General features: G+C 40.5%; 28 protein-coding genes and 1 pseudogene. 11 read left to right on the top strand and 18 right to left on the bottom strand.

The features are described 5' to 3' along the window. Positions 1-159: 159 nt before the first annotated feature. Both AAGC65_RS03670 and AAGC65_RS03665 read right to left on the bottom strand, forming a co-directional pair. On the bottom strand, positions 160-642 hold the full coding sequence (locus tag AAGC65_RS03670; protein WP_343111052.1) for an NADH-quinone oxidoreductase subunit B family protein: 483 nt from the start codon (positions 640-642) through the stop codon (positions 160-162). Next, complete coding sequence (locus AAGC65_RS03665; protein ID WP_343111051.1) at positions 635-1,249, bottom strand: NADH-quinone oxidoreductase subunit A; 615 nt, start codon at positions 1,247-1,249, stop codon at positions 635-637. Before AAGC65_RS03665 ends, AAGC65_RS03670 begins: the two co-directional genes overlap by 8 nt. On the opposite strand from AAGC65_RS03665, the gene AAGC65_RS03660 reads away from it, so the two are divergent. Beyond that, on the top strand, positions 1,248-2,462 hold the full coding sequence (locus tag AAGC65_RS03660; protein ID WP_343111050.1) for an NAD(P)/FAD-dependent oxidoreductase: 1,215 nt from the start codon (positions 1,248-1,250) through the stop codon (positions 2,460-2,462). The two genes, AAGC65_RS03665 and AAGC65_RS03660, sit on opposite strands and share 2 nt — an antisense overlap. 184 nt (positions 2,463-2,646) lie before the next feature. On the opposite strand, the gene AAGC65_RS03655 is transcribed toward AAGC65_RS03660, so the two are convergent. Together AAGC65_RS03655 and AAGC65_RS03650 are read right to left on the bottom strand one after the other, a co-directional pair. Continuing rightward, positions 2,647-3,108, bottom strand: coding sequence for a hypothetical protein (locus AAGC65_RS03655; RefSeq protein WP_343111049.1), 462 nt, complete (start codon positions 3,106-3,108; stop codon positions 2,647-2,649). A gap of 11 nt (positions 3,109-3,119) precedes the next feature. After that, entirely contained in the window at positions 3,120-4,001 is an 882-nt protein-coding gene (locus tag AAGC65_RS03650; protein WP_343111048.1) for a glycosyltransferase family 2 protein, read from the bottom strand. A gap of 226 nt (positions 4,002-4,227) precedes the next feature. Between AAGC65_RS03650 and AAGC65_RS03645 the strand changes: the two genes are divergently transcribed. Next, positions 4,228-5,076, top strand: coding sequence for a cupin-like domain-containing protein (locus tag AAGC65_RS03645; protein ID WP_343111047.1), 849 nt, complete (start codon positions 4,228-4,230; stop codon positions 5,074-5,076). A 252-nt stretch (positions 5,077-5,328) separates the two neighbouring features. Next, positions 5,329-6,525, top strand: a complete 1,197-nt coding sequence (locus AAGC65_RS03640) for an NADH-quinone oxidoreductase subunit D (protein ID WP_343111108.1) — start codon at positions 5,329-5,331, stop codon at positions 6,523-6,525. A gap of 279 nt (positions 6,526-6,804) precedes the next feature. On the opposite strand, the gene AAGC65_RS03635 is transcribed toward AAGC65_RS03640, so the two are convergent. Together AAGC65_RS03635 and AAGC65_RS03630 are read right to left on the bottom strand one after the other, a co-directional pair. After that, positions 6,805-7,971, bottom strand: coding sequence for a serine protease (locus AAGC65_RS03635; RefSeq protein WP_343111046.1), 1,167 nt, complete (start codon positions 7,969-7,971; stop codon positions 6,805-6,807). Further along, positions 7,932-8,498, bottom strand: a complete 567-nt coding sequence (locus tag AAGC65_RS03630; protein ID WP_343111045.1) for a sigma-70 family RNA polymerase sigma factor — start codon at positions 8,496-8,498, stop codon at positions 7,932-7,934. The genes AAGC65_RS03635 and AAGC65_RS03630 overlap by 40 nt, the downstream gene beginning before the upstream one ends. Before the next feature lie 345 nt (positions 8,499-8,843). On the opposite strand from AAGC65_RS03630, the gene AAGC65_RS03625 reads away from it, so the two are divergent. The 3 genes from AAGC65_RS03625 to AAGC65_RS03615 all read left to right on the top strand — a co-directional run bounded on the left by AAGC65_RS03625 (position 8,844) and on the right by AAGC65_RS03615 (position 10,021). After that, entirely contained in the window at positions 8,844-9,062 is a 219-nt protein-coding gene (locus AAGC65_RS03625; RefSeq protein WP_343111044.1) for a hypothetical protein, read from the top strand. Between the two features lie 178 nt (positions 9,063-9,240). After that, positions 9,241-9,453 (top strand): hypothetical protein, encoded by a 213-nt coding sequence (locus tag AAGC65_RS03620; RefSeq protein ID WP_343111043.1) that lies wholly within the window; start codon positions 9,241-9,243, stop codon positions 9,451-9,453. A 124-nt stretch (positions 9,454-9,577) separates the two neighbouring features. Further along, positions 9,578-10,021, top strand: a complete 444-nt coding sequence (locus AAGC65_RS03615; RefSeq protein WP_343111042.1) for a hypothetical protein — start codon at positions 9,578-9,580, stop codon at positions 10,019-10,021. Positions 10,022-10,090: 69 nt separating this feature from the next. Here AAGC65_RS03615 and AAGC65_RS03610 read toward each other — a convergent pair whose 3' ends face one another. Further along, positions 10,091-10,546, bottom strand: coding sequence for a PA2169 family four-helix-bundle protein (locus AAGC65_RS03610; RefSeq protein WP_343111041.1), 456 nt, complete (start codon positions 10,544-10,546; stop codon positions 10,091-10,093). Positions 10,547-10,644: 98 nt separating this feature from the next. Next, positions 10,645-10,815 carry a hypothetical protein gene (locus tag AAGC65_RS03605; protein ID WP_343111040.1) on the bottom strand — a complete coding sequence of 57 codons (171 nt, stop codon included), beginning with the start codon at positions 10,813-10,815 and terminating at the stop codon, positions 10,645-10,647. Between the two features lie 435 nt (positions 10,816-11,250). On the opposite strand from AAGC65_RS03605, the gene AAGC65_RS03600 reads away from it, so the two are divergent. From AAGC65_RS03600 to AAGC65_RS03585, 4 genes are all read left to right on the top strand, one after another. Beyond that, positions 11,251-11,472: a hypothetical protein gene (locus tag AAGC65_RS03600; protein WP_343111039.1), complete on the top strand. Its 222-nt coding sequence runs from the start codon at positions 11,251-11,253 to the stop codon at positions 11,470-11,472. Between the two features lie 79 nt (positions 11,473-11,551). Next, positions 11,552-13,057 carry an ATP-binding cassette domain-containing protein gene (locus tag AAGC65_RS03595; RefSeq protein ID WP_343111038.1) on the top strand — a complete coding sequence of 502 codons (1,506 nt, stop codon included), beginning with the start codon at positions 11,552-11,554 and terminating at the stop codon, positions 13,055-13,057. A 328-nt stretch (positions 13,058-13,385) separates the two neighbouring features. Then, positions 13,386-16,979, top strand: coding sequence for a hypothetical protein (locus tag AAGC65_RS03590; RefSeq protein WP_343111037.1), 3,594 nt, complete (start codon positions 13,386-13,388; stop codon positions 16,977-16,979). Positions 16,980-16,984: 5 nt separating this feature from the next. Then, positions 16,985-17,215, top strand: coding sequence for a hypothetical protein (locus AAGC65_RS03585; RefSeq protein ID WP_343111036.1), 231 nt, complete (start codon positions 16,985-16,987; stop codon positions 17,213-17,215). Between the two features lie 54 nt (positions 17,216-17,269). On the opposite strand, the gene AAGC65_RS03580 is transcribed toward AAGC65_RS03585, so the two are convergent. From AAGC65_RS03580 to AAGC65_RS03545, 8 genes are all read right to left on the bottom strand, one after another. Continuing rightward, positions 17,270-17,926 (bottom strand): DUF4136 domain-containing protein, encoded by a 657-nt coding sequence (locus tag AAGC65_RS03580; RefSeq protein WP_343111035.1) that lies wholly within the window; start codon positions 17,924-17,926, stop codon positions 17,270-17,272. Between the two features lie 68 nt (positions 17,927-17,994). Beyond that, the gene (locus AAGC65_RS03575; RefSeq protein ID WP_343111034.1) at positions 17,995-18,573 is read right to left on the bottom strand and encodes a Maf family nucleotide pyrophosphatase; all 579 of its coding nucleotides are present in this window, start codon (positions 18,571-18,573) and stop codon (positions 17,995-17,997) included. Positions 18,574-18,668: 95 nt separating this feature from the next. Further along, positions 18,669-19,190, bottom strand: a complete 522-nt coding sequence (locus tag AAGC65_RS03570) for an HAD-IIIA family hydrolase (protein WP_343111033.1) — start codon at positions 19,188-19,190, stop codon at positions 18,669-18,671. Positions 19,191-19,276: 86 nt separating this feature from the next. Next, a complete protein-coding gene (gene iscX, locus AAGC65_RS03565; protein ID WP_290321592.1) occupies positions 19,277-19,519 on the bottom strand; it encodes a Fe-S cluster assembly protein IscX in 243 nt (80 codons plus the stop codon). 97 nt (positions 19,520-19,616) lie between these two features. Then, positions 19,617-19,949, bottom strand: a complete 333-nt coding sequence (locus tag AAGC65_RS03560) for a 2Fe-2S iron-sulfur cluster-binding protein (RefSeq protein WP_343111032.1) — start codon at positions 19,947-19,949, stop codon at positions 19,617-19,619. Between the two features lie 19 nt (positions 19,950-19,968). Beyond that, positions 19,969-20,751, bottom strand: coding sequence for a DUF2520 domain-containing protein (locus AAGC65_RS03555; protein ID WP_343111031.1), 783 nt, complete (start codon positions 20,749-20,751; stop codon positions 19,969-19,971). Between the two features lie 193 nt (positions 20,752-20,944). Beyond that, positions 20,945-23,410: a cytochrome c biogenesis protein CcsA gene (gene ccsA / locus AAGC65_RS03550; RefSeq protein WP_343111030.1), complete on the bottom strand. Its 2,466-nt coding sequence runs from the start codon at positions 23,408-23,410 to the stop codon at positions 20,945-20,947. A gap of 8 nt (positions 23,411-23,418) precedes the next feature. Then, positions 23,419-23,829 (bottom strand): cytochrome c maturation protein CcmE, encoded by a 411-nt coding sequence (locus AAGC65_RS03545; protein WP_343111029.1) that lies wholly within the window; start codon positions 23,827-23,829, stop codon positions 23,419-23,421. A gap of 144 nt (positions 23,830-23,973) precedes the next feature. On the opposite strand from AAGC65_RS03545, the gene AAGC65_RS03540 reads away from it, so the two are divergent. Next, on the top strand, positions 23,974-24,183 hold the full coding sequence (locus AAGC65_RS03540) for a hypothetical protein (RefSeq protein ID WP_343111028.1): 210 nt from the start codon (positions 23,974-23,976) through the stop codon (positions 24,181-24,183). A gap of 43 nt (positions 24,184-24,226) precedes the next feature. Here AAGC65_RS03540 and AAGC65_RS03535 read toward each other — a convergent pair whose 3' ends face one another. Further along, entirely contained in the window at positions 24,227-24,757 is a 531-nt protein-coding gene (locus AAGC65_RS03535) for a hypothetical protein (protein WP_343111027.1), read from the bottom strand. A 195-nt stretch (positions 24,758-24,952) separates the two neighbouring features. Continuing rightward, positions 24,953-25,167: pseudogene (locus AAGC65_RS03530) on the bottom strand (Glu/Leu/Phe/Val dehydrogenase); the annotation flags it as partial.

Genomic DNA, 25,167 nt, shown 5'->3' with positions numbered 1-25,167 from the left:
GCATGGGTAGGTCCGAGCGTTGAGCGACAGAGAAATCTTGTACTATATGAAAAGCAATTTAGCTGGTAAATTAGTCGTATAAGATTTCTCTTCGCACCCTCACATATTCCTCCTTTGCTCATCGAAATGACAATCTTTACTTACTCCAAACGCTTCCACCTACCCTCTTACCAAACTTTCGCCTTCAATTTTCTTTTGCAGTTCCAGGATGGCGCCTATCAATGATTCTGGACGCGGAGGGCAGCCCTGTACATACACGTCAACAGGTATTACCCTGTCAACCCCTTTTACTACGTGGTAGCCATGCTGCCAGTATGGGCCGCCGCAGTTGGAGCATGATCCCATTGATATCACGTATTTAGGGTCCGGCATTTGCTCGTACAGGCGTTTAATACGTTCGGCCATTTTAAAGGTAACCGTTCCGGCAATGATAATTACATCAGCCTGGCGGGCGGATGGGCGCGGAAAAACACCAAACCGGTCCAGATCATAGGTAGATGCCATAGAACCCATCATTTCAATGGCACAGCAAGCTATACCAAAGCTCAACGGCCACAGGGATGATAAACGCGCCCAGTTAAGCAGATCGTTCATTTTGGTGACAACTACACCACCGCTTTCACTCGTTACATCACTACTCATTTGCAGGCTTTTTAAAAGTGGGTTTAAACATAGGCTTACGCACAGCAGGCGCTTCGACAGGTGTTATTTCGGCTAAAACAGTCTCAGCAACAACAGGTTCGTTGGTCATGCTGAATGGTTTTACCACAAATTTGCCTTGTTCCATGTTCAATTGCTCGTACAGTGAAGCCGGAATAGCTACATCGGTAGTAGGCACCACGGGCTTGGCTTTTATCCATTCCAGGTCGCCTTTGCACCAAACATAAACCAAGCCTAATATCAATATTCCCAGGAAAATAAACATTTCAACCAGCGAAAACCAGCCCCAACGGGCATCCTGCGCTATAATTTCATGACTGCCAAACACTGTTGCCCACGGAAAAATGAATACCATCTCTACATCAAACAACAAAAATATAAGCGCTATCACATAAAATCTGGAATTAAACGGCAGCCAGGCATTGCCGGTTGGTTCTTCGCCACATTCATAGGAAGTTAGCTTCTCATGATTAGGATTATTTGGTGCAAGCAGGCGGTTAACAAAAAATATAACGCATACCATTATTATTCCGGTAATCAGAAAGATAAGTATCTTTCCAAATTCTGATATTTGCGATACATCGGTCATGACTACAAATTTAACAAAACAAACCCATTTTGATGCAATAATTATTGGCGGCGGCGCCTGCGGACTTATGTGCGCCGTGCAAGCCGGCTTTTTAGGCAAACGCACGCTTATTCTGGAAAAAGCCGACCGTGTAGGTGCCAAGATCCTCATCAGTGGGGGTGGCAGGTGCAATTACACCAATTTGTATGCTACCGATCAGCAATTCATCTCGCAAAACCCACACTTCTGTAAATCAGCATTTTCGCAGTGGACGGTTGACGATACCGTTAGTTTTTTTGAAACTTACGGCATTGTAGGTAAAGAAAAAACACTGGGCCAATTATTCCCGGAGAGCGACAAGGCTAAAGATGTGGTGCAGGTTTTCACCAACCTTTGTGATGATCTTGACCAGGAGATCTGGTGCAATGCCGAGGTAAAAATGGTTGAAAAAACTGACGATGGTTTTACCGTTCGTGTTGAAATTGATGGCAGCCAGGAGTACATCAGCGCCCCGAGCGTAGTTATTGCTGCCGGCGGTTTGCCGATACCCAAAATGGGGGCTACTGATTTTGGCCTGCGCACCGCCCGTAAATTCGACCTGCAAATTGTGGATACTGCCCCAGCCCTGGTACCGCTTACCATTACCGGTAAAGACCAACCCTGGTATGAGCAGCTCAGCGGTAACAGTATTTTTTGCCGCGTTTGGAACGATAGGATCAGCTTTGAAGAGAACATCTTATTCACCCATTGGGGATTGAGCGGCCCGGCTATATTACAGATATCCTCCTACTGGAAACCGGGCGAATACATTAATATCGATCTGTTACCTATTCAAAACATAGCCGACCTTATACACCAGGAAAAGGAAGTCAACGGTAAAAAAATGTTGCTGGCATATTTGGCCAACCTCTACACCCGAAAATTTGCTGAGGCTTTGAGTGATAAACTCCCGGTAGAGAAAAACCTGGCATCGCTTACCAAAACCGATATCGAGAACATTAGCCAATTGATTCATGAATTTAAGGTAAAACCTGCGGGCGATAAGGGCTATGATAAGGCTGAAGTAATGCGCGGCGGTGTATCAACCGATGAGTTGTCGTCAAAAACTTTAGAAGCAAAGAAAGTCCCCGGTATGTTTTTTGGTGGCGAGTGCGTAGATGTTACCGGCTGGCTGGGTGGCTACAACTTTCAATGGGCCTGGGCCAGCGGTTTTGTCATCGCACAGAATTTGTGATTTTTTGTCTGAACCACGATTAAACAGATTATTGGATTAAAGGATTTCCACTTGCGCTCGTTTGCAACGAGCGCTTAAAACTGGGTAGCGATTGTATCGCTTTTATCTTTTAGGTAAGTTGCGTTTGAAACGCAATTACCATGTTAAGCGCTCGTTACAAACGAGCGCAAGGATTATATTTCTTTTACTCCCCTATCAACCCAAACTGTTTAAAATGATGCGCAAAGTGCTTGCCGTGCCACATCAACCATTCCTGATGATTCATTGGGCCAAAACCACCGTGAATAGCTATTGCACCGGGTTGAAGGAAATATTTGTCGAAAGCATTCAGTTCCTGCACCAGTGCGTTGATAGCGGCAGCCATGCTCGGGAATTGATAGTTTTCGGGTAAGTGACCAGAAAATATATTTTGCGGTATCGGCGTGTCGCTGTAAATCATCAGCATTTTACGCTGGTGGGCTTCCTCGGCGGGTCTGTCGCAGGTAGGTGTTTTTTTACCGTTTGTCCATTCTACCTGGTCAACCAGATGTTCAACCATTTGGCGGGCCTTCATGTTGCCCCAAAGTGGCGCAGTATCCGGATCAAGTGACAGTAATTGCTCTCGGAGCAAGGTTCGGTTGGTAATATCAACTGATATTGGGCTCATTATTATATATTCTATCGTTCTACAATTTCATAGTTGCGGTATTCGCCAATGCGCCAGCCGGTAAGCTGCTCAACCCTTTGCAAAAATTTGCGCCTAAAGGTCATATTTTTGCGAAGCTTTTTGGTGCTGAAATCAATTTTCCAATTGGTAGCGGCTATACGCTTTTGCATAGGGGCCGGATGCGTACTGGTAAAGTGCACCAGTTTATCGGCATTGCCATAATCAAACTCATATGTTTCGGGCAGATTTTGTTCCATCCAGGCATCGTCATGGTAAAACCGGTTAAAGTTGCGCACTTTGTTGTTAAGACCCTGTGGCGGTTTTGCCCAGCCGTAGTGATATATGTAGGCATCAATCAGCTTTACTTTGATCTTACGGTCGTCAAGCCTGAAACCTTGTGCATCACGATAGGCTTTGATGCCTTTGATGTTTTTAAGCAAACGGATCTCCCGGCGATACCAGCGCCTGGAATCGCCATAGTAATCATAAGAGCCGTAAAAATGCAGGTATTTAAACAACAAGCCTTCAATATTGGGTTTGCTTAGCGCCTGCTCCATTTCTTTTTTAATGAGCGGATGATATTTTTCATGCACGGCCTCATCGCCCTGAATGTAAAAAGCCCAATCGCTATCCGGCGATATGGCCGCAAATGCCTTATCCGTTTCTACCGCGAAAACACGGCCGCCATCTTTCAGGGTATCGTCCCAAACAGAATCAATGATCTTTATTTTAGGTGAACCTATAGCTTCAATGAGCTGGCGGGTGCCATCGTCAGAGTTACCAGCCATTACTATAAATTCATCGCACAGCGGCAAAATGGAAGTAATGGCTTCAACAATGGGATAATCGTTTTTAACAGCGTTTCTGATAAAGGTAAATCCGGATACTTTCATTAAGCCAAAGGTATTTATTTTGTACAAACCGCATCAACACATTTGCGCATTAAGCATTTGTTATGATGCTAAAATTATTACTTTTAGTGAAACCGCAAATTCTCACTTAAAATTCATAGTGCATTGCAACCTTTGTTTTGATGTTTTGCGTAAAACGTTAAATATAAGCCTCTATTAACCAATTATTGATTATAAACCCCAAAACACCTTACCCCTATTTTTTAACTTGGACATCATTAGAAGAGACAACATTACCTACGACGAATTTATGGAGGAGCATTATAAACCCGGTATTCCGCTGGTTTTTACCAATGCCGCCAAAGTTTGGAAAGCTAACGGCCTTTTTACTCCCGATTGGTTCAGGAAAAACTATCCAGACCGCAAAACTGAGTGCCGTGGCAACACTTATACTATGAAACAGGTAATGGATATGGTTGAAGCCGCTACGGAAGATGCCCCGGCGCCATATCCTATCATTTATGATATCCCGACTACCATACCCGAGCTGTTACCTCTGCTTGATCCGCTTGATCTGAATTACTCATCGCCCAACTGGCTTAAACATAAAAAGTTCAGGATGGGTAAATGGGGAGGCGCAACAGAAATGTTTGTGGGCGGCCCGGGCGGCAAATTCCCGTACATGCACATTGATTATTATCACCTTAATGCCTGGATAACCCAGCTATACGGTCAAAAACGTTTCACCGTTTTCCCACGCGGACAGGAGCATATGCTTTACCCGCGTCCCGATGACCCGTGGCGCTCTGAACTGAATGTTTTTGAACCCGATTATGAAAAGTATCCACTGTTTAAAGACGCCACTCCCATTAATTTTGTAGTAGGCCCCGGCGAAACTTTGTTTATTCCTTTTGGCACCTGGCACACAGCATATTCATTAACGCCAACCATCTCTGTTGCTTTTGATACCCTGAACAGCAAAAATCACAAAGAGTTTATGAAGGATGTGTGGACCTTTAAAAGCCGCGACAGTAAATTAAAAGCAGTGGCCATGTATGCCTACGCCGCAGTAGCAACCCAAACCTCAAAAATAAGCGAAGCTTTGAGGGGAAAATAGAATTTTACTCACCCCAACAACGCTTCGCTCGTCGGCCCTCTCTTCAGCTTCGCTGGAAAGAGGGCCGGAAAATAACAAACTTTCCAAGCCCCTCTTTACGGCAAAGCCGGAGAGAGGGTGCCCAAGCGAAGCAATGGGCGGGTGAGTAACCTAAAGACTACAATTTTTATAGATTTTTACATCTATTTGGCCTGATAAAACAAAAAAATGTTGATTTTTGAAATCTACTAAAAACAGCATACAACATTGGTTATCACAAATTCTAAATACGAACAGGCGCTTAATAACTATAATAAAAAGATTGCTGAGGCCAGCGTAGAGGATATGGTGCTCAATATGGGGCCGCAGCATCCATCTACCCACGGTGTTTTACGTTTGGAGTTGATAACCGATGGCGAAATTGTAAAGGAGGTTATCCCCCATATTGGCTACCTGCACCGCTGTTTTGAAAAACATGCCGAATCGTTAACCTATCAGCAAACCATCCCCTTTACCGACAGGCTGGATTACCTGGCATCCATGAACAACAGCCATGCTTTTGTAATGGGTGTTGAACGTATGATGGGCATTGATAAGGATATCCCCAAACGGGTAGAATACATACGTGTGCTAATGTGCGAGCTAAACCGCATTGCATCACACCTGATTGCTATTGGCACTTATGGCATTGATATTGGGGCCTTTACCCCATTTTTATGGTGTTTTAGAGATCGTGAGCATATTATGGGCATGCTGGAGTGGGCCTCGGGATCGCGCATGCTGTATAACTATATTTGGGTTGGCGGTTTGTTCTATGATCTGCCGGTAGGTTTTGAAGAGCGTTGTCGCGATTTTGTGGAATACTTTAAACCCAAAATGGTGGAGCTTAACCAGCTGCTTACCGATAACCAGGTGTTTATATCGCGCACGGCCAATGTTGGCGTATTACCGCTTGATGTGGCTATCAATTACGGCTGCTCGGGCCCTATGCTGCGTGCATCTGGCCTAAAATGGGACTTGCGGCGTATAGACAATTATTCGGCCTACCCTGAGCTTGATTTTGAAATCCCGGTTGGCAGAGGACTTATGGGTACCGTAGGTGATTGCTGGGATCGATATAAAGTGCGTGTGGATGAAATTGAACAATCATTAAAAATGGTTGAACAATGCCTTGACCGCCTGCAAAAAGAACTGAAACGCACACCCGACTTTGATCCTCGCGCCAAAATGCCCCGCAAAACCATCCCCAAAGCTCAGGATTATTACGTACGTTGTGAAGGTGCCAAAGGGGAGCTTGGCTTTTACTTTATGGCCGATGGTAAATCGGAGATACCAACACGCGTAAAATCACGCGGACCAAGCTTTAATAATCTTTCTGTTCTACCCGAAATTTCTAAAGGCGTACTCATTGCCGATCTGATAGCTATTGTTGGTTCTATCGATTTTGTTTTGGGAGAGGTGGATAGGTAGCTTTCGTTTCTGATTAATTATCTTCATCTTTCCATGCGTTGTTACTGCGAGAATGAAGCAATGATCCGATTTTTTGTCATTGCGAGCGTAGCGTGGCAATCGCGAACTGTACAGCGGAAACTTGCACAATTCGCGATTGCTTCGTCGTTCCTCCTCGCAATGACATATTTTTTATTACGTCAATTTTAAGATACTACTTTGTCCCTTACAATGGGGCACAAAAAAAGAGCCACCATTACGGTAGCTCCTTCAATTATTAATTTTTATTGGTTGGGCAAATTATTGATTATAAACTTTAACCATGAAAACATAGTTTTTAAGTTTTTTGAGTTGTTGCGGGCGGCTCAGGCCAGCCAGCGTGTTCTTGCTATTTAATATTAATGCTTTACTTAATGAGTCTGAAGGGATATTCTGTATCGCCTTTAACAGGTAGCTTGATTTTACCGCGAAGGCAGCGCCTGCAACCTGGGTTTGCTTCCCGTTAATGATACCGATCACATTTCCTTTATCATCAAGCAGCGGACCACCGCTATTGCCCGGATTAACCGGTACAGAAACCTGGTACTCGGTAGTATCGCCCTGGTAACCATTTGCTGAGGCCAGCGTACCCTGTCCAAAAACAACCTCGCCGCCCGGATAGCCGAATGTAAACACATTCTCACCAAGGTCGCTTGACGATTTTTTGAAGTTGTAAGGTACTGCACCTAAGTTTTTAAAGGTCGAATCATTGATCTCCAGTATGGCAATATCATTTTGAGGCTCGGTATAGATCACCTTGCTATGGAAAGATTCGCCCATAGCATTTTGCACATATACCGAATCGGCATCCTTAATTACATGGTAATTGGTAACTATATACCCGTTTGATGACAGCGCGAAACCTGTCCCCCTGAAATTACCCGGGTTAGATGGCTTTGGCTTGCTTGGCTTAGCTACTATAAGACTGGTATTAACCGTTTTTTTAAGCTGATCATTTGAAACTTTGATCCTGTTTACCTCATCCCTCAATTCTACAAAGCGCGAATCATGGCTATTAAGCTTACCTGTAAAAAACAAGGTGCTCAATATGGCAAATATGGCAATAGAAGCCGCAACCGATATTTTGGAGTGGTGATGCCTCCATAGCTGCACGATCCAGGCAGGATGAATAGTTACTTCTTCTTTTAAGGCATGTACGTCAATTTCATTATGGATGGCATCCAGGCGCTTTTGCAGCTCCAAACGTTCGCCATATTGCTTCAGCAAACCAATAAACTGTTTATGCTCGGTGACCCGGCTATCAACAGCTGCATCATTTTTGCGGAGCAGTTCAAACTGTATACGCTCATCATGACTCATTTCGTCATTAAGGTAACGTTCAATTAATTCTGTAAGTTGGTTATCACTCATCTCTTTTTCACTCCTTATTATTGCTGAAAAAACAGCTTTTTCAGCCTTTGCAGGCATTTATATTTTTGTGTTTTAGCATTATCCGCATTAGTATAGCCAAAACGCTCACAGATATCCTGCATTGATCTGTTATGTATATAAAAATCTTCCATAATGGTTTTACAGGGCTCGCCTAATAACTGGAGCGCGTTTTCCATTTTATCAAATTGTATATCCCTTTCACTATGGTTGTCAATCTCGTCATCAACAGGCAGGTACTCCTCAAAATCCCTGATATCACCTCCATACCTGTTCAGCTGGCTAAGCCTTTTGAGCCATAGCCTGCGGCAAACCGAATAAATATAAGTTTTAAGCTTGCTGCTTAATTCAAATTGGCCCGATTTAACCTTATTATAAAGAACTATGATGGCTTCCTGATAAATATCCTTGGCATCATCCTCATTCCCGTTGTTGTTAATAATTAACTGTAACACCATCGGGAAATAAGTGGTATATAATTTTTTTAATACAATTTCTGAATTGTTAAGTATACCAAGAACTATCTCGCTATCTGTTGGCGCCGAAGCTTTTAACTCTTTATTCACTCTTAATACTATTTATGCGAAATTGTAACCCATTTAATTAAAAATAATTTACCGGTAGTAAATTATTCATTTTTTGACCTCCAAGTAATACAATGCAACAATTATACATCATAATTATTAATATGTCATTTGTATACAGCAAACCAACAAGGTTACCCCTTGTTTTATCGCGGCCGCAAATCTGCAACAAAAAGCCGGGTTCAAAAAACATTCCTTACAGCTATAAAGACTACAACGCCTATAGAAATTTTAAAAAAATATTATTTTCATGGGTTACCTTTTTAAGTATGCTGTATTAAGACATGAAAAACGATCACAAACAATAAAAATTTTAAAACTTACAAAATGAAAAATTCATTCAAAACCGGTTTATTAGCTTTAGTTATTGCTGTTTCTTTCTCTGCTTGCGGTGGTGCTGCAAAATCTGGTGCTGCTGATTCAGCTAAAGTTGATTCTGCAAAAGTTGATTCAGCTAAAGTTGATTCTGCTACTAAAGTTGATTCTACTGCAAAAACTGGCGCTGCTGCTGTTGATTCAGCTAAAGCTGATACAACTAAAAAATAATTGCTACGCATAGTAAAAGGTTATTAAAAGTATAAACTTTGATGTCCTTTTATTGATTTTTTAGTTATTCGTTAATTTATAAAGGGTAACCCGTAAATATATTTTAATATTTATGGGTTACCTTTTCTCGTTTATGGTATTAACATAAAAACTATTAAATCACTTTTAAAAATTAAACATGAAAAATTCATTCAAACTTGGCTTTTTAGCCTTAGCTATGGCTACTTCATTTGCAGCTTGTAAAGGTAACTCTTCTGCTTCTAACGCAGATTCAGCTAAAATGGATTCAGCTAAAATGGACTCAGCTAAAATGGATACTGCTTCTAAAATGGGTGCTGCTGTTGATTCAGCTAAAACTGATTCAGCTAAAGCTGACACTACTAAAAAGTAATCTGACTATTATCAGTAATAAAAAAACGTACCGGCTTTGCCGGTACGTTTTTTTTTGCCCCTAATCCTGTTGTTTCCCCAAACAATTTGTATGGATATCGCTTAATGTATAAGTTATATCGTATATGAAATATTCTGATTGGAAATCACTAAATGAAGCGGATAGAAAAGCCGCAGGCTGGCACCGGCACCCACACATTAAAACCGCTACTTTATTTATTATTGCCTTTATAGTAGTGTTTATTATTGTAATTTTGGGCATCAGCAAGAACACTACTGTACACCTTAACCGCAAACCTACTGCTCAGGAAGCTTTTAACATAGCCAAAGTTTTTGTGAAGGAACGTTTAAAGCAGCCTTCAACAGCGGTATTTCCAGATCATAACTTTAAACCCGCCATTGATACCGCTCAAAATAGTTACCAACTACAATCAACTGTAAAAGCCATAAATGCCGATGGAAAAATGGAAAAAGCTGATTGGGTGATCAACATGCACTATACCGGCGGAGATTGGTCTGAAAAAACAAGCTGGAAGGTTGAGTCGGTGAATATATCTTTAAAAAATTAAGTGATCCATTCTATAAACAAAGAAGGGCAGCTGTAAACAGCTGCCCTTCTTTGTTTATAGGCTTTTGGCTTAATGAACGCTATCACGCAGTGCTTTTATTTCATCATGCGCGTCAAGCAATTCATTTTGCTGCCTGGTAATTAAATCACGCAGATAAGCGGGAAGATATTCTTCTTCTAAAGCTTCCTTATAGGCCTTTAGTATGGCATCCTCCCCAAATTCACACTCTTCTAATATATTATGAGCATCGTGTGAGGTAAAGGCGGCTTTAACATCAAGCCAGGCGCGGTGTATTTTACCACTGGTGGTTGTGCCGGTTTCTATATCCTTTCCTAAAGCTCCTATTTCGGTTCCCAGTTCCAACTTATACCGGTGGCTATCGCCAATTAGGGTAGTAAATAACGATTTAAGATCAGTGTTATCATCTCTTAAATCTTTCAAAGCCCGCTCATATCCTTCTATCCGATCATTATTGATCTGTACCAGGTCGTTTAGTACTTCTGCTGTTGCTTGTGTATTTTCCATAGTTGTATGATTTATATAAAAGCAACAGCAGTAAAAATAAATTGTTTAATTTAAAAATTAAAAATTATCTTATTTATAAACAATCCCAATTACAAAACCTATTTCCCCCTAAACATGGAAATGATCCAGATGATAATGAGTATAACAACAATAACCGATATAATGCCTACGGCAGCCCCTGCCTTAAATATACCGGTAATTACAGAACAACCGCTCATGGTAAACGTGAACCAGGCTAAAGCAATTAATAACAGATGTACTTTTTTCATAATAATTTCTCTTTTAAGTAGATAGTTATTGAACACCACCTACATGGTGATGTTTTAGCTTTTAATAAATAATGTTTACTACATATTTACATGTTGTGAATAAATTATACATCATTTGAAAAGCAAACTATATAATACGCTGTATTTCGATATGAATAAAGAATTTAATTTTCGTATTTGAACCCCAATAATTTCGTATTAGTTAAATATCCATTTCATTCATTGATGATTTTATCATAAGCCATTAAAACATTTAAAAATATTAAATGTTCAATGGGGTAGTTTGTTATGAATTTTACATTTTACAGGTTAAAAAATTCACAAATACATACTAATAGTGCAGAATCTGATAAAATTTAACTTATACTAAAAAAAATTTCGTAGTATTGTATCAATATATTTTTACAAATTTTACACTATCTTATATTTTACAGTATGATTTTAGAAATACAACCGAACATCCATTGTGAAAATTGCAGCAAATGTGGTCGTCGTCCACACGTTGAGCAACAAAAAAAATTCTGGATAGTTACCTGTCCCAATAAAGACTGCAAAAACTTTGTAAAGGGGGAGCTTGTAAACATAGAGGGCTGGAATAAAATTAATAAACCCAATACCAGTTTAAACCAAAAACAAGATTTCAAGAAAACAGCTTAGTTTTCCTTACTAAAATGTTACCATAAAGTGTAAACCTTTTTTGTAGCAGATGATTATTTTTACCAGCTACAGTAAAGATATGTCAAACACACTTTTTTCTATAAATAATGCTACTGTAAGATTTTTGACCAACACCTTGTTTAAAAATCTTACATTTAAAATAAACCAAGGCGAAAACTGGGCTTTGATAGGCGAAAGCGGATCGGGTAAGAGTGCCTTGTTACAAACTATAGCCGGGCGGTTTAACATAACCGGAGGCTCGGTTAACTATTATTTACATGAGGAATTCAATTATTCAGCAAATGTCAATGAATCCATTGGCATAAACAATAAGCTGATTGCCCTTGTTGAACCCAGACACCACTTCCGTAATCTATCAAACACCACCGATTTTTATTACCAGCAACGTTATAATTCGTCGGATTCTGAGGATGCGTTGACCGTCGACGATTATTTACAAACCATTAAAAGTCTTCCCCGGCCAAACTTATATTGGACCTTTGATAAAGCACTTGCACTATTGAACCTGCATCACCTGCGTGATAAACAGCTCATTAAATTATCAAATGGCGAAACCAAACGACTTATGCTGGCAGCCGCCCTGCTTAAAAATCCGGTGTTATTATTGTTAGACAACCCGCTAACCGGCCTTGATGTTAAAACCCGCGAAGAGTTTAATGGTATTATTAAACAAATTAATGATTCAGGTATCAGCCTCATCATAGCTACCTCTGTTCATGAGATACCGGATATTATTACCCACATTGCGGTGCTTAAACAAGGTGAAATTATACATCACATACCCAAAGCTGAATTTACCCCTGCCCTATTTAAACCCAATGTTGATGATAGCATAGACACTGTCGAACTCAGCAACTTGCTAAATATTGATAAGAACCCAATTAAGTACAACCAGATTGTATATATGGACTCCGTACATATCAAATACGGTGATAAAACCATACTTGACCATGTAAACTGGCAGATAAAAACAGGTGAACGCTGGGCCCTGCTTGGCCCTAATGGAGCAGGAAAATCAACCTTGCTAAGCTTAATCAACGGCGATAATCCGCAAGCCTATGCCAACAACATTGTTTTGTTTGATAAAAAACGAGGCACCGGCGAAAGTATCTGGGATATAAAAAAGAAAATTGGTTTTGTATCACCAGAACTACATCAATACTTCCCAACCGACAACAGCTGCCTACAGGTAATAGAATCGGGCTATTATGACACCCTTGGCCTTTTCAGGCCCAGCAATAAAGACCGAGCCGAGATTGCCCTGCGCTGGATGAAAGCTCTTGAAATTGATCGTTACGCACGCACCTTACTTAAAAACATTCCGGCCAGTGCTCAGCGCTTATGTCTGCTGGCTCGCGCCCTGATCAAAAACCCATCACTGCTCATATTTGATGAGCCCTGCCAGGGCATGGACGACCACCAACAACTGCATTTCAAAAATCTGGTTGACACCATCTGCAGCCTCAGCAACGTGACCCTCATTTACGTTACTCACTACCAACACGAAATACCCAACAGCGTTAACAAAGTATTAAGGCTGGATAAAGGGAAAGTGGTTAGTTAAACGGCTTCGTTTTAGATAAACTTGATGCGTTTTTCATTCAGTTTATTCATTGTTATACACCCATCAACGTTTGCTAATATGCTGTATTTAAAAAGCTTAACTTACTAATATTGTGCGCTTTTATTATAAATAAATAAAGTGAATATATCACCAACTACAGCCAGTTATTGAAACAAAAAGCGAAAAAACACGTAAAAATCATTGATAATTTCTGATTCATGGTTTGATATTTATGATTTGTCTACTATGAATCAATAATTATTAGCAATCTGTAAATACCATTTATGATAATATTTTTACTCTCACCTATAACCAGCTTTCCCAAAATATGAAAACACATTTACAAAAATTTGGCTTGCTATTTTTAATGATCTACTGTCTGGGGAGTAGCGTGAAGGCGGATACTTATGATTGGTTGGGGGCTGTTAGTTCTGATGTTAATGATGCGCGGAATTGGTCATTGTTACAACCCGGTGCTTTATTTCCTAAATGCCCTGATGTTCCCGGATCTGATGACGATATCCGAATAGGTGTAGCCACAACATATTTTCCTTCAATTCTAAATGTAAATAATGGACTATGTGCACTAAATGTACTGCCGAGCAACATCCCATACAACTTTGCTCCAACGGTCACCTCAAATACAACTTGGAATTCAATTACGTTAGGAACAAATGTTTATAGCTCGACAAGTACGCCCACTGGAATTGTATTGACTGTAACTGGGGCAACATTAACTGTAACTGGCAATATTACTTTAAATGTTTTTACTGGTGGAGGTACTAACGCAACTCAATCTAATTATTTAAAAGGTACAGGAACTATTAATTGTGGCGGTAATATTATCGTAGGCGGTGGCACTGGAACCGCTGCAAGAAACTATTACCTATTTTCTGAAGTAAGCAACTTGAATGTAACTGGTAACGTTAATGTTAATCTTCGTTCAACACTTGCAAATGGAAGCGGATTTAGATTGCAGCAAGGTAATATGTCAATAGCTGGACAAATATTATTTCAAAATACAGGTGGTGTTACAGCACTCAATTCAGGCTATTTTACTATAGATGCAAAAAATTTAGCAGGTAACAAAAGCACTGTAACTTTAACTCTTAGCAATCCAAATGCCATAGGAAACTTACCTTTAACAGTTTCAACAACAAATCTCAGCAATTTATCTACTGTGAATTTCAATGGCACTTCTTTATCCGGGGGTAAAATAACTGTAGTATATACAGCGTCTAATCCAACAATATATACTACATCTACTCAGGGCTTTGGCACAGGAGGTGGAACTATTAACGCTGCTAACGCTACCTACGATAATTTAACAATTAATGCTACTGGTACTTCTACTATCGGCACAGGCACAGGAGTATTAAAGACCGACTCTGCTATAACGATTAAAACGGGTATAGTTTCTTTTGCAAACAACACAACTACAACCATAGGTACAGATTGGACAAACAACTCCGGCACCACAGTAAACGGGGGACAAGGAACTACGGATATTAATGGAAGTTTGAGCAATGCAGGCACCATGACTATGGGTACAGGGGACTTAACTATTGCAAAAAATTATACCAATACTGGTGTATTTACTCCTAACACAACAGCACTTATTACATTTGATGGAACAACAGCACAAACACTGATTGATAATACTGCTGCAGGAACAAAATTTAACAATGTAACATTTTCGGCAGGGACTACAGGCGCAACCAGTAAACGCATGAAATTGGGCAGTAACTTTTTTGTTAATCCAACTTATACGTTAAATGTAACTAACTCAGGTATCCTTACTGTTGAAAATACACCCGCCACCTATACATCTGCATTAACACTCATCTCAAACGCAACCGGTGACGCCAGTATAGGCAACCTTACGGCTGGTAGTATTGCCGGTAAAATTGAAGTACAGCGCTATATTAAAGGAGGGGCTCGGCGATATATGCTGATTTCATCGCCTGTTGCTGATACAACAAACGCTACTATTAGCTCTCTATCAAATAGTTACAGCTTAAAGCCTATTATACTGCCGGGTGCAGCAGGATCGAAATTAAGCACTATTGTCACTGGGCCAAACGGCTCAGCAGCTGGTTTTGATAATGCTCCGGCTACAGGAAATAGTCCTTCAGTTTTTGTGTATAATGAAGCCGCCCCCTCAACAACTGATAAAAATCAAATTGCCGGAAACGAGTACAAAGCCTTTACGAATACCAGTGCAACTATCCCAATGGGTAACGGTATATTACTTTATTTCAGGGGAAGCAGGGATATGATTAATACGGCTACCGGCGCACCTTTTGTAAGACCCTTCCCAGCTGCCGATGATGCCACCTTAACCTTTTTTGGAGGGGTTATTAAAGGCACTACAGCTACAAACTCTCCGATGACACCCAATATTATTAATTTACCAATAACGACCTCAACAGACGCGTCAACTTACCCGTTAGCGGGTACAACTTACCCCACTATTTTATCATGGCGAAGTACAGCTTCTTCAAAAAAAGGATATAATTTAGTGGGTAATCCTTATGCATCCGTTATTGATTTAGCAAAAGTTGGCGCACTTAATACATCCTTAAAATTTTATTATTTACTTATTAAGAATGCGGCAACGGGTACCAACAGTTCGTCTACAAGGTTTGTATTGTGCAATACAACCAATACAACAACACCTACCATTGGTACAGGCGGTAGCCAATATGTGTTATCCGGGCAGGGTTTTTTTGTAGTTGCGCCAGCTGCAAATACCTCTATCAAATTTGATGAAGGCGTAAAGGTACCGTATACAACCTATACTAATACCACACCTCCAATTTTCAATATTAAAAAAGATGGCCCTGCCGCTGTAAAGACTATGACGGTAAACTCAAATAGAAATATTAGTACTCAACAAACAACAAATATCGAAGCTGAAACTTCAGCAGCATCTAATACTAATACTTTACCTTGGTTGCGATTAGATATGATGCAGGATTCAAGCACTTTCAGCACTACTGATATATACTTTAATAAAAATGCTCAAAATAATTTCGTTCCAGGTGAAGATGCCCCTTATTTGGCATCATCTGGCCAAGGAAATTTCTTTTTCTCGCAAACTGCAGACTCTGTTGGGTGTTTCGCAAATTATACGGCAAGCCTTGAAAAAATAAAAAAGGTAAATCTCTTTGTAGCTTTTTCCACATTTGGCACCTATAAATTAACATCGCCAATTAAACAAAACATTGACGAGCGCTATACTATATATTTAAAAGATAAATTTACAGGCGATTCATTAGACATCGTACATAATTTAACATACACGTTTAATGTTTCTGCAACTCCCGCAAGCTATGCCACGGATCGCTTTTATTTAAGTATTGGCATTACCCCAGGTAATAAATATAAATTATTAGGTTTTAATGGAGAAAAAATAACCTCTGGAATACAACTTACATGGAAAGCTGACAACGAAAGTAATTTCACAACATTTATTTTAGAAAAAAGTATAAACAATGGTACCTCTTTTACTGCTATAGATAGTCTTCAGTCAAACGGTGAAGGGAATTATAGCTATGTTGATATAGCTCCAGACAAAGGGCATATCATTTATCGTTTAGTACAAAAATTAGTTACAGGAGATATAAACATTTCAAACAATTTAGCTTTTAACTATTTGAATGAAAGCGCTATAAAATTCATTGTTTATCCCAGTACTACTTCACAAAGTATTAATATTAATTTAGGTAAAACTTATAGTAATAACGTAAAAGTTAATATTGTGAGTGCATCAGGAGGACTTGTAAAAACAATAAACGCCAGCAATATTGATTCTATCCAACAAAATGTTGATAATTTAATTAAAGGACTTTATATCGTTGAAGCCATTGACGAAGCTACAGGGATAAAGATAGGTAGTGCTAAATTTTTTAAACAATAACTTAAATGAAACTTGTAAGTAACAAATATAACTTTTTATTGGGATTTTGTCTTTCACTCATTGTCAGTGATTGTTTTGCTCAGGGCGTGCCTACCGATGGCGGTGGGCTTTGTGATGGTAATGATGGAGGACCTGATGGTTGCCCCCTCGATACCTGGGTAATCATCCTCGTTCTAATCGCACTCGCCTTTACCTTTTTTCATCTTCGTAAAAAACAAAAATCCCTTCAGGCTTAACGAGCGTTGAAGGGATCTGTGAGATATCTTTTTTCTTTGCAGGGAGATTAAAGCTTATCCTCTTTTGATCTGTAATTGACTTAGTTGATTTATTTGAAGTTGTTTTAACACACCATCAACCACTTTTGGTAGTTCGTCAAGTGTTCTTTTTGGGTTGTGTAGTTCACCTACTCCGAAGCCTCTCCACACCAGTCTGCGGGTGTTGTTGTCAATGATATCAATGATTAGCGTACCTTCCTTGTACGGTACACGGGCATAACCGCCGCCGTATGGGTAACCCCAACCACCCCAGCCGCCCCAACCACCGTAGAAGCCGCCATAAAATGGGCGATATCCATAGCCCCAACCCCAGCCCCAGCCTCCCCAGCCACCCCAACCGAAGCCGCCATAGTAAGAGGGGTAAAATTCAGTTTTCATACCACGACCTGTTACGGTAGAATAACTCACCAGTAAATCGGGATTGTTTTCCTGTAAGCGTAAACCTTTGGTTTGTAGGGCCGCAATGGCCGCTTCTTTCACGCGCTCGTCGGCAACTTCTTTTTTCACGACGCCACCGGCTCTGTTGCTCGCTTCGGGTGCTAACCAGGCAAATGTGCGGTAAGAGGAAAGATCGGTTTTGTTTCGGGCTGCTGTGTAATAATTGTAGCTGCTGCAAGCAGACAGGGCTGAAACCAGCAATATTGCCAGCCCCGTATAGATAGCTCTTTTCATGATCAATTAACTCCCTTTATAATTTATTATATTAGACTATATAATAAAGAAAGGTTTAATTTAAATAATTATTTATTCAAATTAATGAGCTGGGCATATAACTTTTCGGTAGGCAGACCTACCACGTTGGTATAAGAGCCGTTTATACGTTGAATACCTATTAATCCGATGCGTTCCTGGATGCCATATGAACCAGCTTTATCAAGCGGATTATACTCTTCTACATAACTCCTGATCTCATGATCAGTGAGGTTACGGAAAAACACTTCCGATACATCAAAAAAGTTATTATAATACTGTTTATTCAGCAGACAAACCCCGGTAATAACCTGGTGTACCTTGCCAGATAACATTTTCAGCATTTCGACCGCATGCTCCGGGCTTTCCGGTTTACCCAATATCAGCCCATCTATGCAAACAATGGTATCAGCTGTTAGTACCACAACATCATCTCCTACAGTTTGATCAAAGGCTTCGGCCTTTTTGCGGGCTATGTATACAGCAACCTCCTGCGGGGATAAACCTTCGGGATATGATTCGTCCACATCTTTTAAAACAACTTCAAACTCCATATCCATAAGCCTGAGCAGCTCTTGTCTCCTCGGTGATTTTGATGCCAGAATGATCTTGGGGATGTTGTTATGCATATTTTTTATGACTTGGGGACTATTAGACGATGGACTTAGGGACAAAAGATAAGATTTTGAATTTTAACTTTTGAATTTTGACTTATACCCTTGACCTACCAACTATAGGCCTGTTTGCTCATCCATTTATCTTGTACTTTAAGTACTTTTTCAATGATATCGCGGGCGCAGCCTTTGCCACCACCATAAGGCGATACATAGGCGCTTACGGCTTTTATTTCCTCAACCGCGTCGGCTGGGCAAACGGGCAGACCAGCAAGTTTCATTACTTCCAGATCGGGAATATCATCGCCCATGTATAGTACATTAGTGGCAATAATGGCTTTTTCTTCCAGATATAATTTGAAACGCTGCGATTTGGTGTGAGTACCCATATAAACATCCTGTATACCCAGGCTGTTTAGGCGGTACATGGCACTTTTTGAGCGGCTGCCAGATATAGCGCAAACATTATAACCACACTTTACGGCCAACTGCAGAGCATAGCCGTCTTTAATGTTAAAGGCCCGGCTTTGCTCTCCTTTATCCGTCACAAAAACAGAACCATCGGTCAGCACGCCGTCCACATCAAAAATAAGTGTGGTAATATCTTTTAATTTATGTAGAAATGATTCCACTGAGCTAATTTAATTAGTGAGTTAGTGAATGATTAGAATTAGTCAGCTTAAATATAAACCGACTACTGAAAACAGCTAACTGCCAATTATTGATTATCGCGCCATTCATAAACCCAGGCCGATTGGATCTGCTCCAGATGACCTTCGTTTGACTCTGCCTTGGTACCGGCAAAATTTGGCAGGCTTAATACCCACTCCAACAATTCGGTAAAGCGGATACGGTATATTTTCGATTCGTCAAAATCGTCGCCAAACTTTTCATAAAGTTCAATAGCAATATCTTCGTAGTCGTTCCAGTGAATCGGTAAGGCAAATTTATTGTCTGTCATATTGGTATGTTGTACGTAATAAGTTTTACGTAGTACGTTTTTATTTTTAGTTGTTGTTTTTCACGTAGAACGTATCACGTTAAACGTAAAACCCTCATTAGTGTCCCAAAAATTGCGACTGGTCAGGTAATGTTACCTCGATATCACCATTGATAATTACACACTGGCAGCCAAGTCTTGAATTGATGCGTGGGTTTACAGCCCTGTCAATAAAATCTTCCTCTTTATCGGCTATCTCCTGAATGTTATCCATCCCCTTGTTTACATAAACATGGCAGGTACTGCATCCGCAAACACCGCCGCAGTTATGCTGCAATTCGATACCATTTTCCAGGCACACATCCAATACAGATTCACCTTCGGCTATAGGCAGTTCAATACTTTCGTGCCCTTTTTCCTCAAAATTTATCTTTACTTTAAAAATGTTCATTTAGGCAAAAGTAACAAAATTACTTGTCCCTGTGCGGTTCATTATTGTTTTTGATAATAGCTTGACTTAACAAGGTATATATCTCCTGTAATTGCGGCTGATTGCTAAGCAATTGCAGGTGCGCATCCATCGTAACACGGTCGTTACGCACTGCCGGGCCCGTTTGTACTAATGCCGGTAACTGCGTCTGTACCTTTTGCGCTGTTTCCATGATCAGCGGCCTGAGCATGTTAAAATCCATACCATGATCAGCCAGCAACTGCTGGGCTATACCGTATAAATAATTTGGGAAATTACAGGCAAATACAGCTGCCAGGTGCAATATTTTACGATCGGCCGAGCTTACGACATACACATTATTACTAATAGTGGCTGCCAGCTCTTTTAACAGCTTAGTGATGCTTTCATCAGCACCTTCAATACACAATGGAACGGTAAAAAAGTCAACCTCTTTGCTTTTGCTAAAGGTTTGCAGCGGATATAAAACCCCGGCATAATCTGTAAAAGCGCGCACAGTACTTAGTCCTGTAGCACCGGAGGTATGCACAATAAGTTTTTGATGTTTGATTAAAGCCTCAACCATGCCGGCAATGGCATCATCCTTAATCGAAATAATAAATATATCGGTATCGGGGAAAATGGCTTCTAAATCGTCTGTAGCCTCTGCCCCTACATGATAGGCCAGCATAGCAGCATGTTGAATTTGACGACTATAAACCTGAATAATGCGATGACCTGCATTTTTAAACGCGGCAGCCATATGAGTAGCCACATTTCCCGATCCTATAATAGTTATGCGCATGTATTCTGGTATTTGCAGCTACAATGATAAAGAGAAAAAATTTAATTGATGTAGAGCGTAAAACAGGAATAGTGTTTTATGATATGGAATATCTTAAACACATCATTGCGAGAAACGGGAAGACTTACGAAGTTTTAAAAACTTCGTAAGTCTTATATATTCGTAAAAACAGGAATAATCTGAAGTTATTCTCTTATACCACCTTCACCTCTTTTTTCCGGCGCCTGATTGACAGGAAGAAACCGATCACCATGATAATGGTTCCCGACCAGAAGAAGTTGATGTAAGGGAACTGGATGGCCTTCATTACAATAAATTTCTTTTTGCTTTCAGGTTGCTGGTAAACAATGATCTCCACCTTTTTATTTTCAGGTATCACCTTGCTGAAACGCAATTTTAAGCCGGCATCTTCAACCTTGCGGGCAAAATCAAATACGTTGCCGTTCTTGATCATGTAAACCGGGGTGGCTTCATATGTTTTACCATGCGTTACAACTTCGAGCTTGGCGCCGATGGCTACATCGCTATCGGTAAGCGGGATATTCTGCACTTTGGCTTCTTTATTCAGACTTTTCAGTAAAATATAACCATCGCGGTATTTAATGGTATCGCCAGGGGCAACCTCATGACTTACGGGAGCATCATAGTTTTTATCATCATCGGCCTCATCATGAGCAGATTCTGCACCACCATTAGGTCCGCCCAAAGCAGGTGGCACCGGGTAAAACATGGTGATGTGTGTATACATATCATGCAGCAGATAATGCTTGGTATCCGGCGAGGCCGACATTTGTCCGCGGTTGATGAGCGCTTTAGGCTTTAATACAAACTCGTTCTCTACCTTTCCAGCGGCATCAAGCTTTTTGTAATCTACTTTGAAATAAATGTTTGGGGTAGATATGGAATCTCCGGTGTAGGTTACCAGATAGTCACCCATTTTTACCGACTGGTTCTGATAAACCAATATGTTTTCACGCGGATTTTGCTCCTTAGCAAACTCAGGCGAAAAACCTTCGCCGGTGTTGTTGATCGAGATAACATTAGTAGTACCGGCCGCTATCAGCGCGCCTACCAACAGCAAACCAAAACCAATATGTGCTACCGCCGATCCAGCCAGTTTCACCTGACCTTTAAACGCGTCGGCCAGTATTTTACCGTTAGCGATAACTGAGTATACCGATCCCCACATCACCAGCACAAATATAAAATTGAGCTTATAAATACCTGTAGCATAAACTACCAGCGCGGTAACTAAAGCAGCAAAAAGCAGGTAGATACCTGTGGTAATAAAAAAGCGGGTAACATCTGTTTTTTTGTATTTTAAAAACTGGGCTACGCCAGTAAGTATCGTTATTATAAAAGCAAACGACGATTGTATTACGTTATAATGTTTAATAATATTTGATGGCGGCGCTATCTTGGTTTTAAACATGGCGTTCCAAACCGGCACCGAGGTTACCACCACCAGGTGAAAACATGATAAGCCTAAAAATACGGCGCCAACAAACATCCAGAACTCGCGTGAGTAAGTTTCTTCGTCTTTTTTGGTTATTGGTAGTTCTTTCCAGCGGGCTACTAACGGCACTACAGACAGTACCAAGAACAGCAGCACGCTTATTACCAGTTGCCAGAACATACCGTTATCTGTAAAGGAGTGTACAGAAGTGTCACCCAGGATACCGCTGCGCGATAAGAAAGATGAATACCAAACCAGTACAAAGCTTACGAGCACCAAGAAGGTAGCGGTAAAATAAGAGTGACCTGTATTTTTATAAACAACAAGTACGTGTACCGCAGCCACCATCGTGATCCACGGGAAGATGGAGGCGTTCTCTACCGGATCCCAGGCCCAGAAACCATCAAAGTTAAGCGACTCATAGGCCCAGAACGAGCCCATGATAACACCGGTACCCAATATCATACAAGCAAACAGGGCGTACGGAATAGCCTGTGGAACCCACTCTTTATATTTTTTTTGCCAAAGGCCAGCCATCGCGTAAGCAAATGGTACCACCATTGATGCAAAGCCCAAAAACAAGGTTGGCGGGTGAATGATCATCCAGTAGTTTTGCAGGGATGGGTTCATACCCTGACCGTCTTTTATGAACGACAGGTAATCTGGGTTTGAAAAGATAGGGCCCTCCAGCGCGTTCCTTAACAGTAAGAACGGCGAACTGCCTATCCTAACGCCAAATATCTCCACGCCTAAAACCATTGTTCCTAACGCTACCTGCGATAAGGTCACAAAGGTCATTACCGGGCGCTCCCATGATTTTGCACGCCAGATGAGTATATTACCTAAAACCGCCTGCCAGAAACTCCACAGCAGGAAGCCTCCCTCCTGTCCGTTCCAAAAACCGGAAACTATATAATAAACCGGTAACGAACGTGAGGTATAAGCCCAGGCATAATGATATTCAAAGTAGTGATTGTATATTACATAAAACAGGCACACGCCCATACCCAGTATAGATATTGAGCTGATGAAAAACCCGATACGCCCCCAAAGCTGCCAGCTGCTATCAGCTTTACCAGCATCATCTTTGGTTGCAAAGTAATAACTCAGGAATGATAATAGGGCGGCTCCAAATGAAAGTACGATAAAAAACTGGCCAATTTGCCCGGGCAAAAGGTGTTCACCTTTAAAAACTGTATCCATCAAAATGATTATATGCTGGCTTGTTTGGCCGTAGCTTCTGTAACTTCTAACTTATCCTGCGTGTATTTCGACGGACATTTCATGAGTATTTTTTTGGCATGAAACTCATTGCCAACCATAGTACCAGTAAGTACCAATTGCTCAGAACGCTCAAAATCTTCAGGTTTGGTACCGGTAAAAACAACTTTGCGTTCCTCGCCATTATTATCTTTCATGTAAAATGAAAAATAGTTGGCATCCTTGGTGGCATCATAAAACAACTCTTTTGATTTGTTTAAATGACCAACAATATGAAGTTCGCTTTTAGTTTTCAGGGCATCATCAAAAGAGCCGTAAGTACTTGAGTTGGAGTAAACACTAATGATAACCGCTATAGCTACCGCTATAACAACAAGACCAAAAATTGCACTTTTTTTCATCTGCGGTTTATATATTTATAAATCAGAAAGCAAAAATACAAAACATACGGCTAATAAAGTTTATCGCAAGCCATAAGTGTTATTTAGAATTATTCTTGATTAGTGGATTTGGAGACTATTGGACGTTGGACTTTGGGACAAAAGATGAAGAACTTTTTTGTATATTTATTTGTGATGAACGATAAAAAGATGATCAGACCGCAATGGGTACCTGAGGCGTATAAAGAGGATAAGGAGCCTGCTGAGCCTTTGCAAGCAGCAGTTACCCACAGGAACTCTGATTTGATATATAAAAGCTTATTGATATCAAAGGGAGGGTTTGCGTTAAAGAGCAAAAAACGGGCAAACAATTAAATTACCACAAAAGAGACGTTTGCAATGGTGGGGGAAATTTTAACTATTCCCTAACCAGTTTTTTGTCTCTTATAATATAATAGCCCAAAAGTCCTTTATTGACCTTTAAAACGATGTAGGAGGCGCTGTCCATTTGTAATTCTTCATTCTCGTTAATATCAATTTTCTTCTCCAGGTCGTTGTACCTAATCTCAACAGATGGGCCCGATTTACGATGAGAATGATTTTTGACATTAATCATTTGTTTCATTTCCTCAACTTTAGCATCGGCAAAAACGTCATTGATCAACAAAGGAACTGCTATAAATAAACTACCAAAACAAAGAACTGCCACCACATACAAATCCCGATCCTTTATAATAAAAACAGCCACTGCTAAACCGAAAAGCCCACCCAGTAATAAAGGTATCTTGTTACTTATCAAGATATTATTCAATTCGCAGAGCACATAAAAGAAAGAAATTATTCCTAATACCCACAAACTTATTTGAATCAATATTAACCAGGGTCTCCTGGCTTGTTGCTTTTTCCGTTCCTGGCGATTTTTATTTTTTTGCTCTATTAACCGATTCATTTTTAAAATAAGGGATACAAATGACAGTCTTTTTATTTACATAATAAAAAAAACAGGGTTGGGTTTAATGAACCCAACCCTGTTTTATAAACTTTTGTCATTGCGAGCGATAGCGTGGCAATAGCAAACTTTACAGAGAGAATTGTACTCCTCCCGATTGCTTCGTTCTTCGCAATGACAGGTTTTTATTTTTACTTACGGCCAGATACCCAAATTCTGGTACGATACCGCTATTTTGTTGATAGCACCTACCATAGCTGCGCTGCGCAGGGTATCAATCTTAGGATTGTTTTTATAGATCTCCCTGATCTCGTGGTATGAGCGGATCATGGTATCTTCCAGTCCGGAGTTTACCAGTTCCAGTTCTGATGCACCTTTAATGATGGTTGAGCGCTGCATAGGTGTTAACG

Origin of the sequence: Mucilaginibacter sp., from assembly GCF_039207105.1 — a bacterium.
Lineage (GTDB): Bacteria > Bacteroidota > Bacteroidia > Sphingobacteriales > Sphingobacteriaceae > Mucilaginibacter.
Note: the sequence above shows the minus strand (reverse complement) of the source record. Positions and strands in the feature narration are given on the sequence as shown.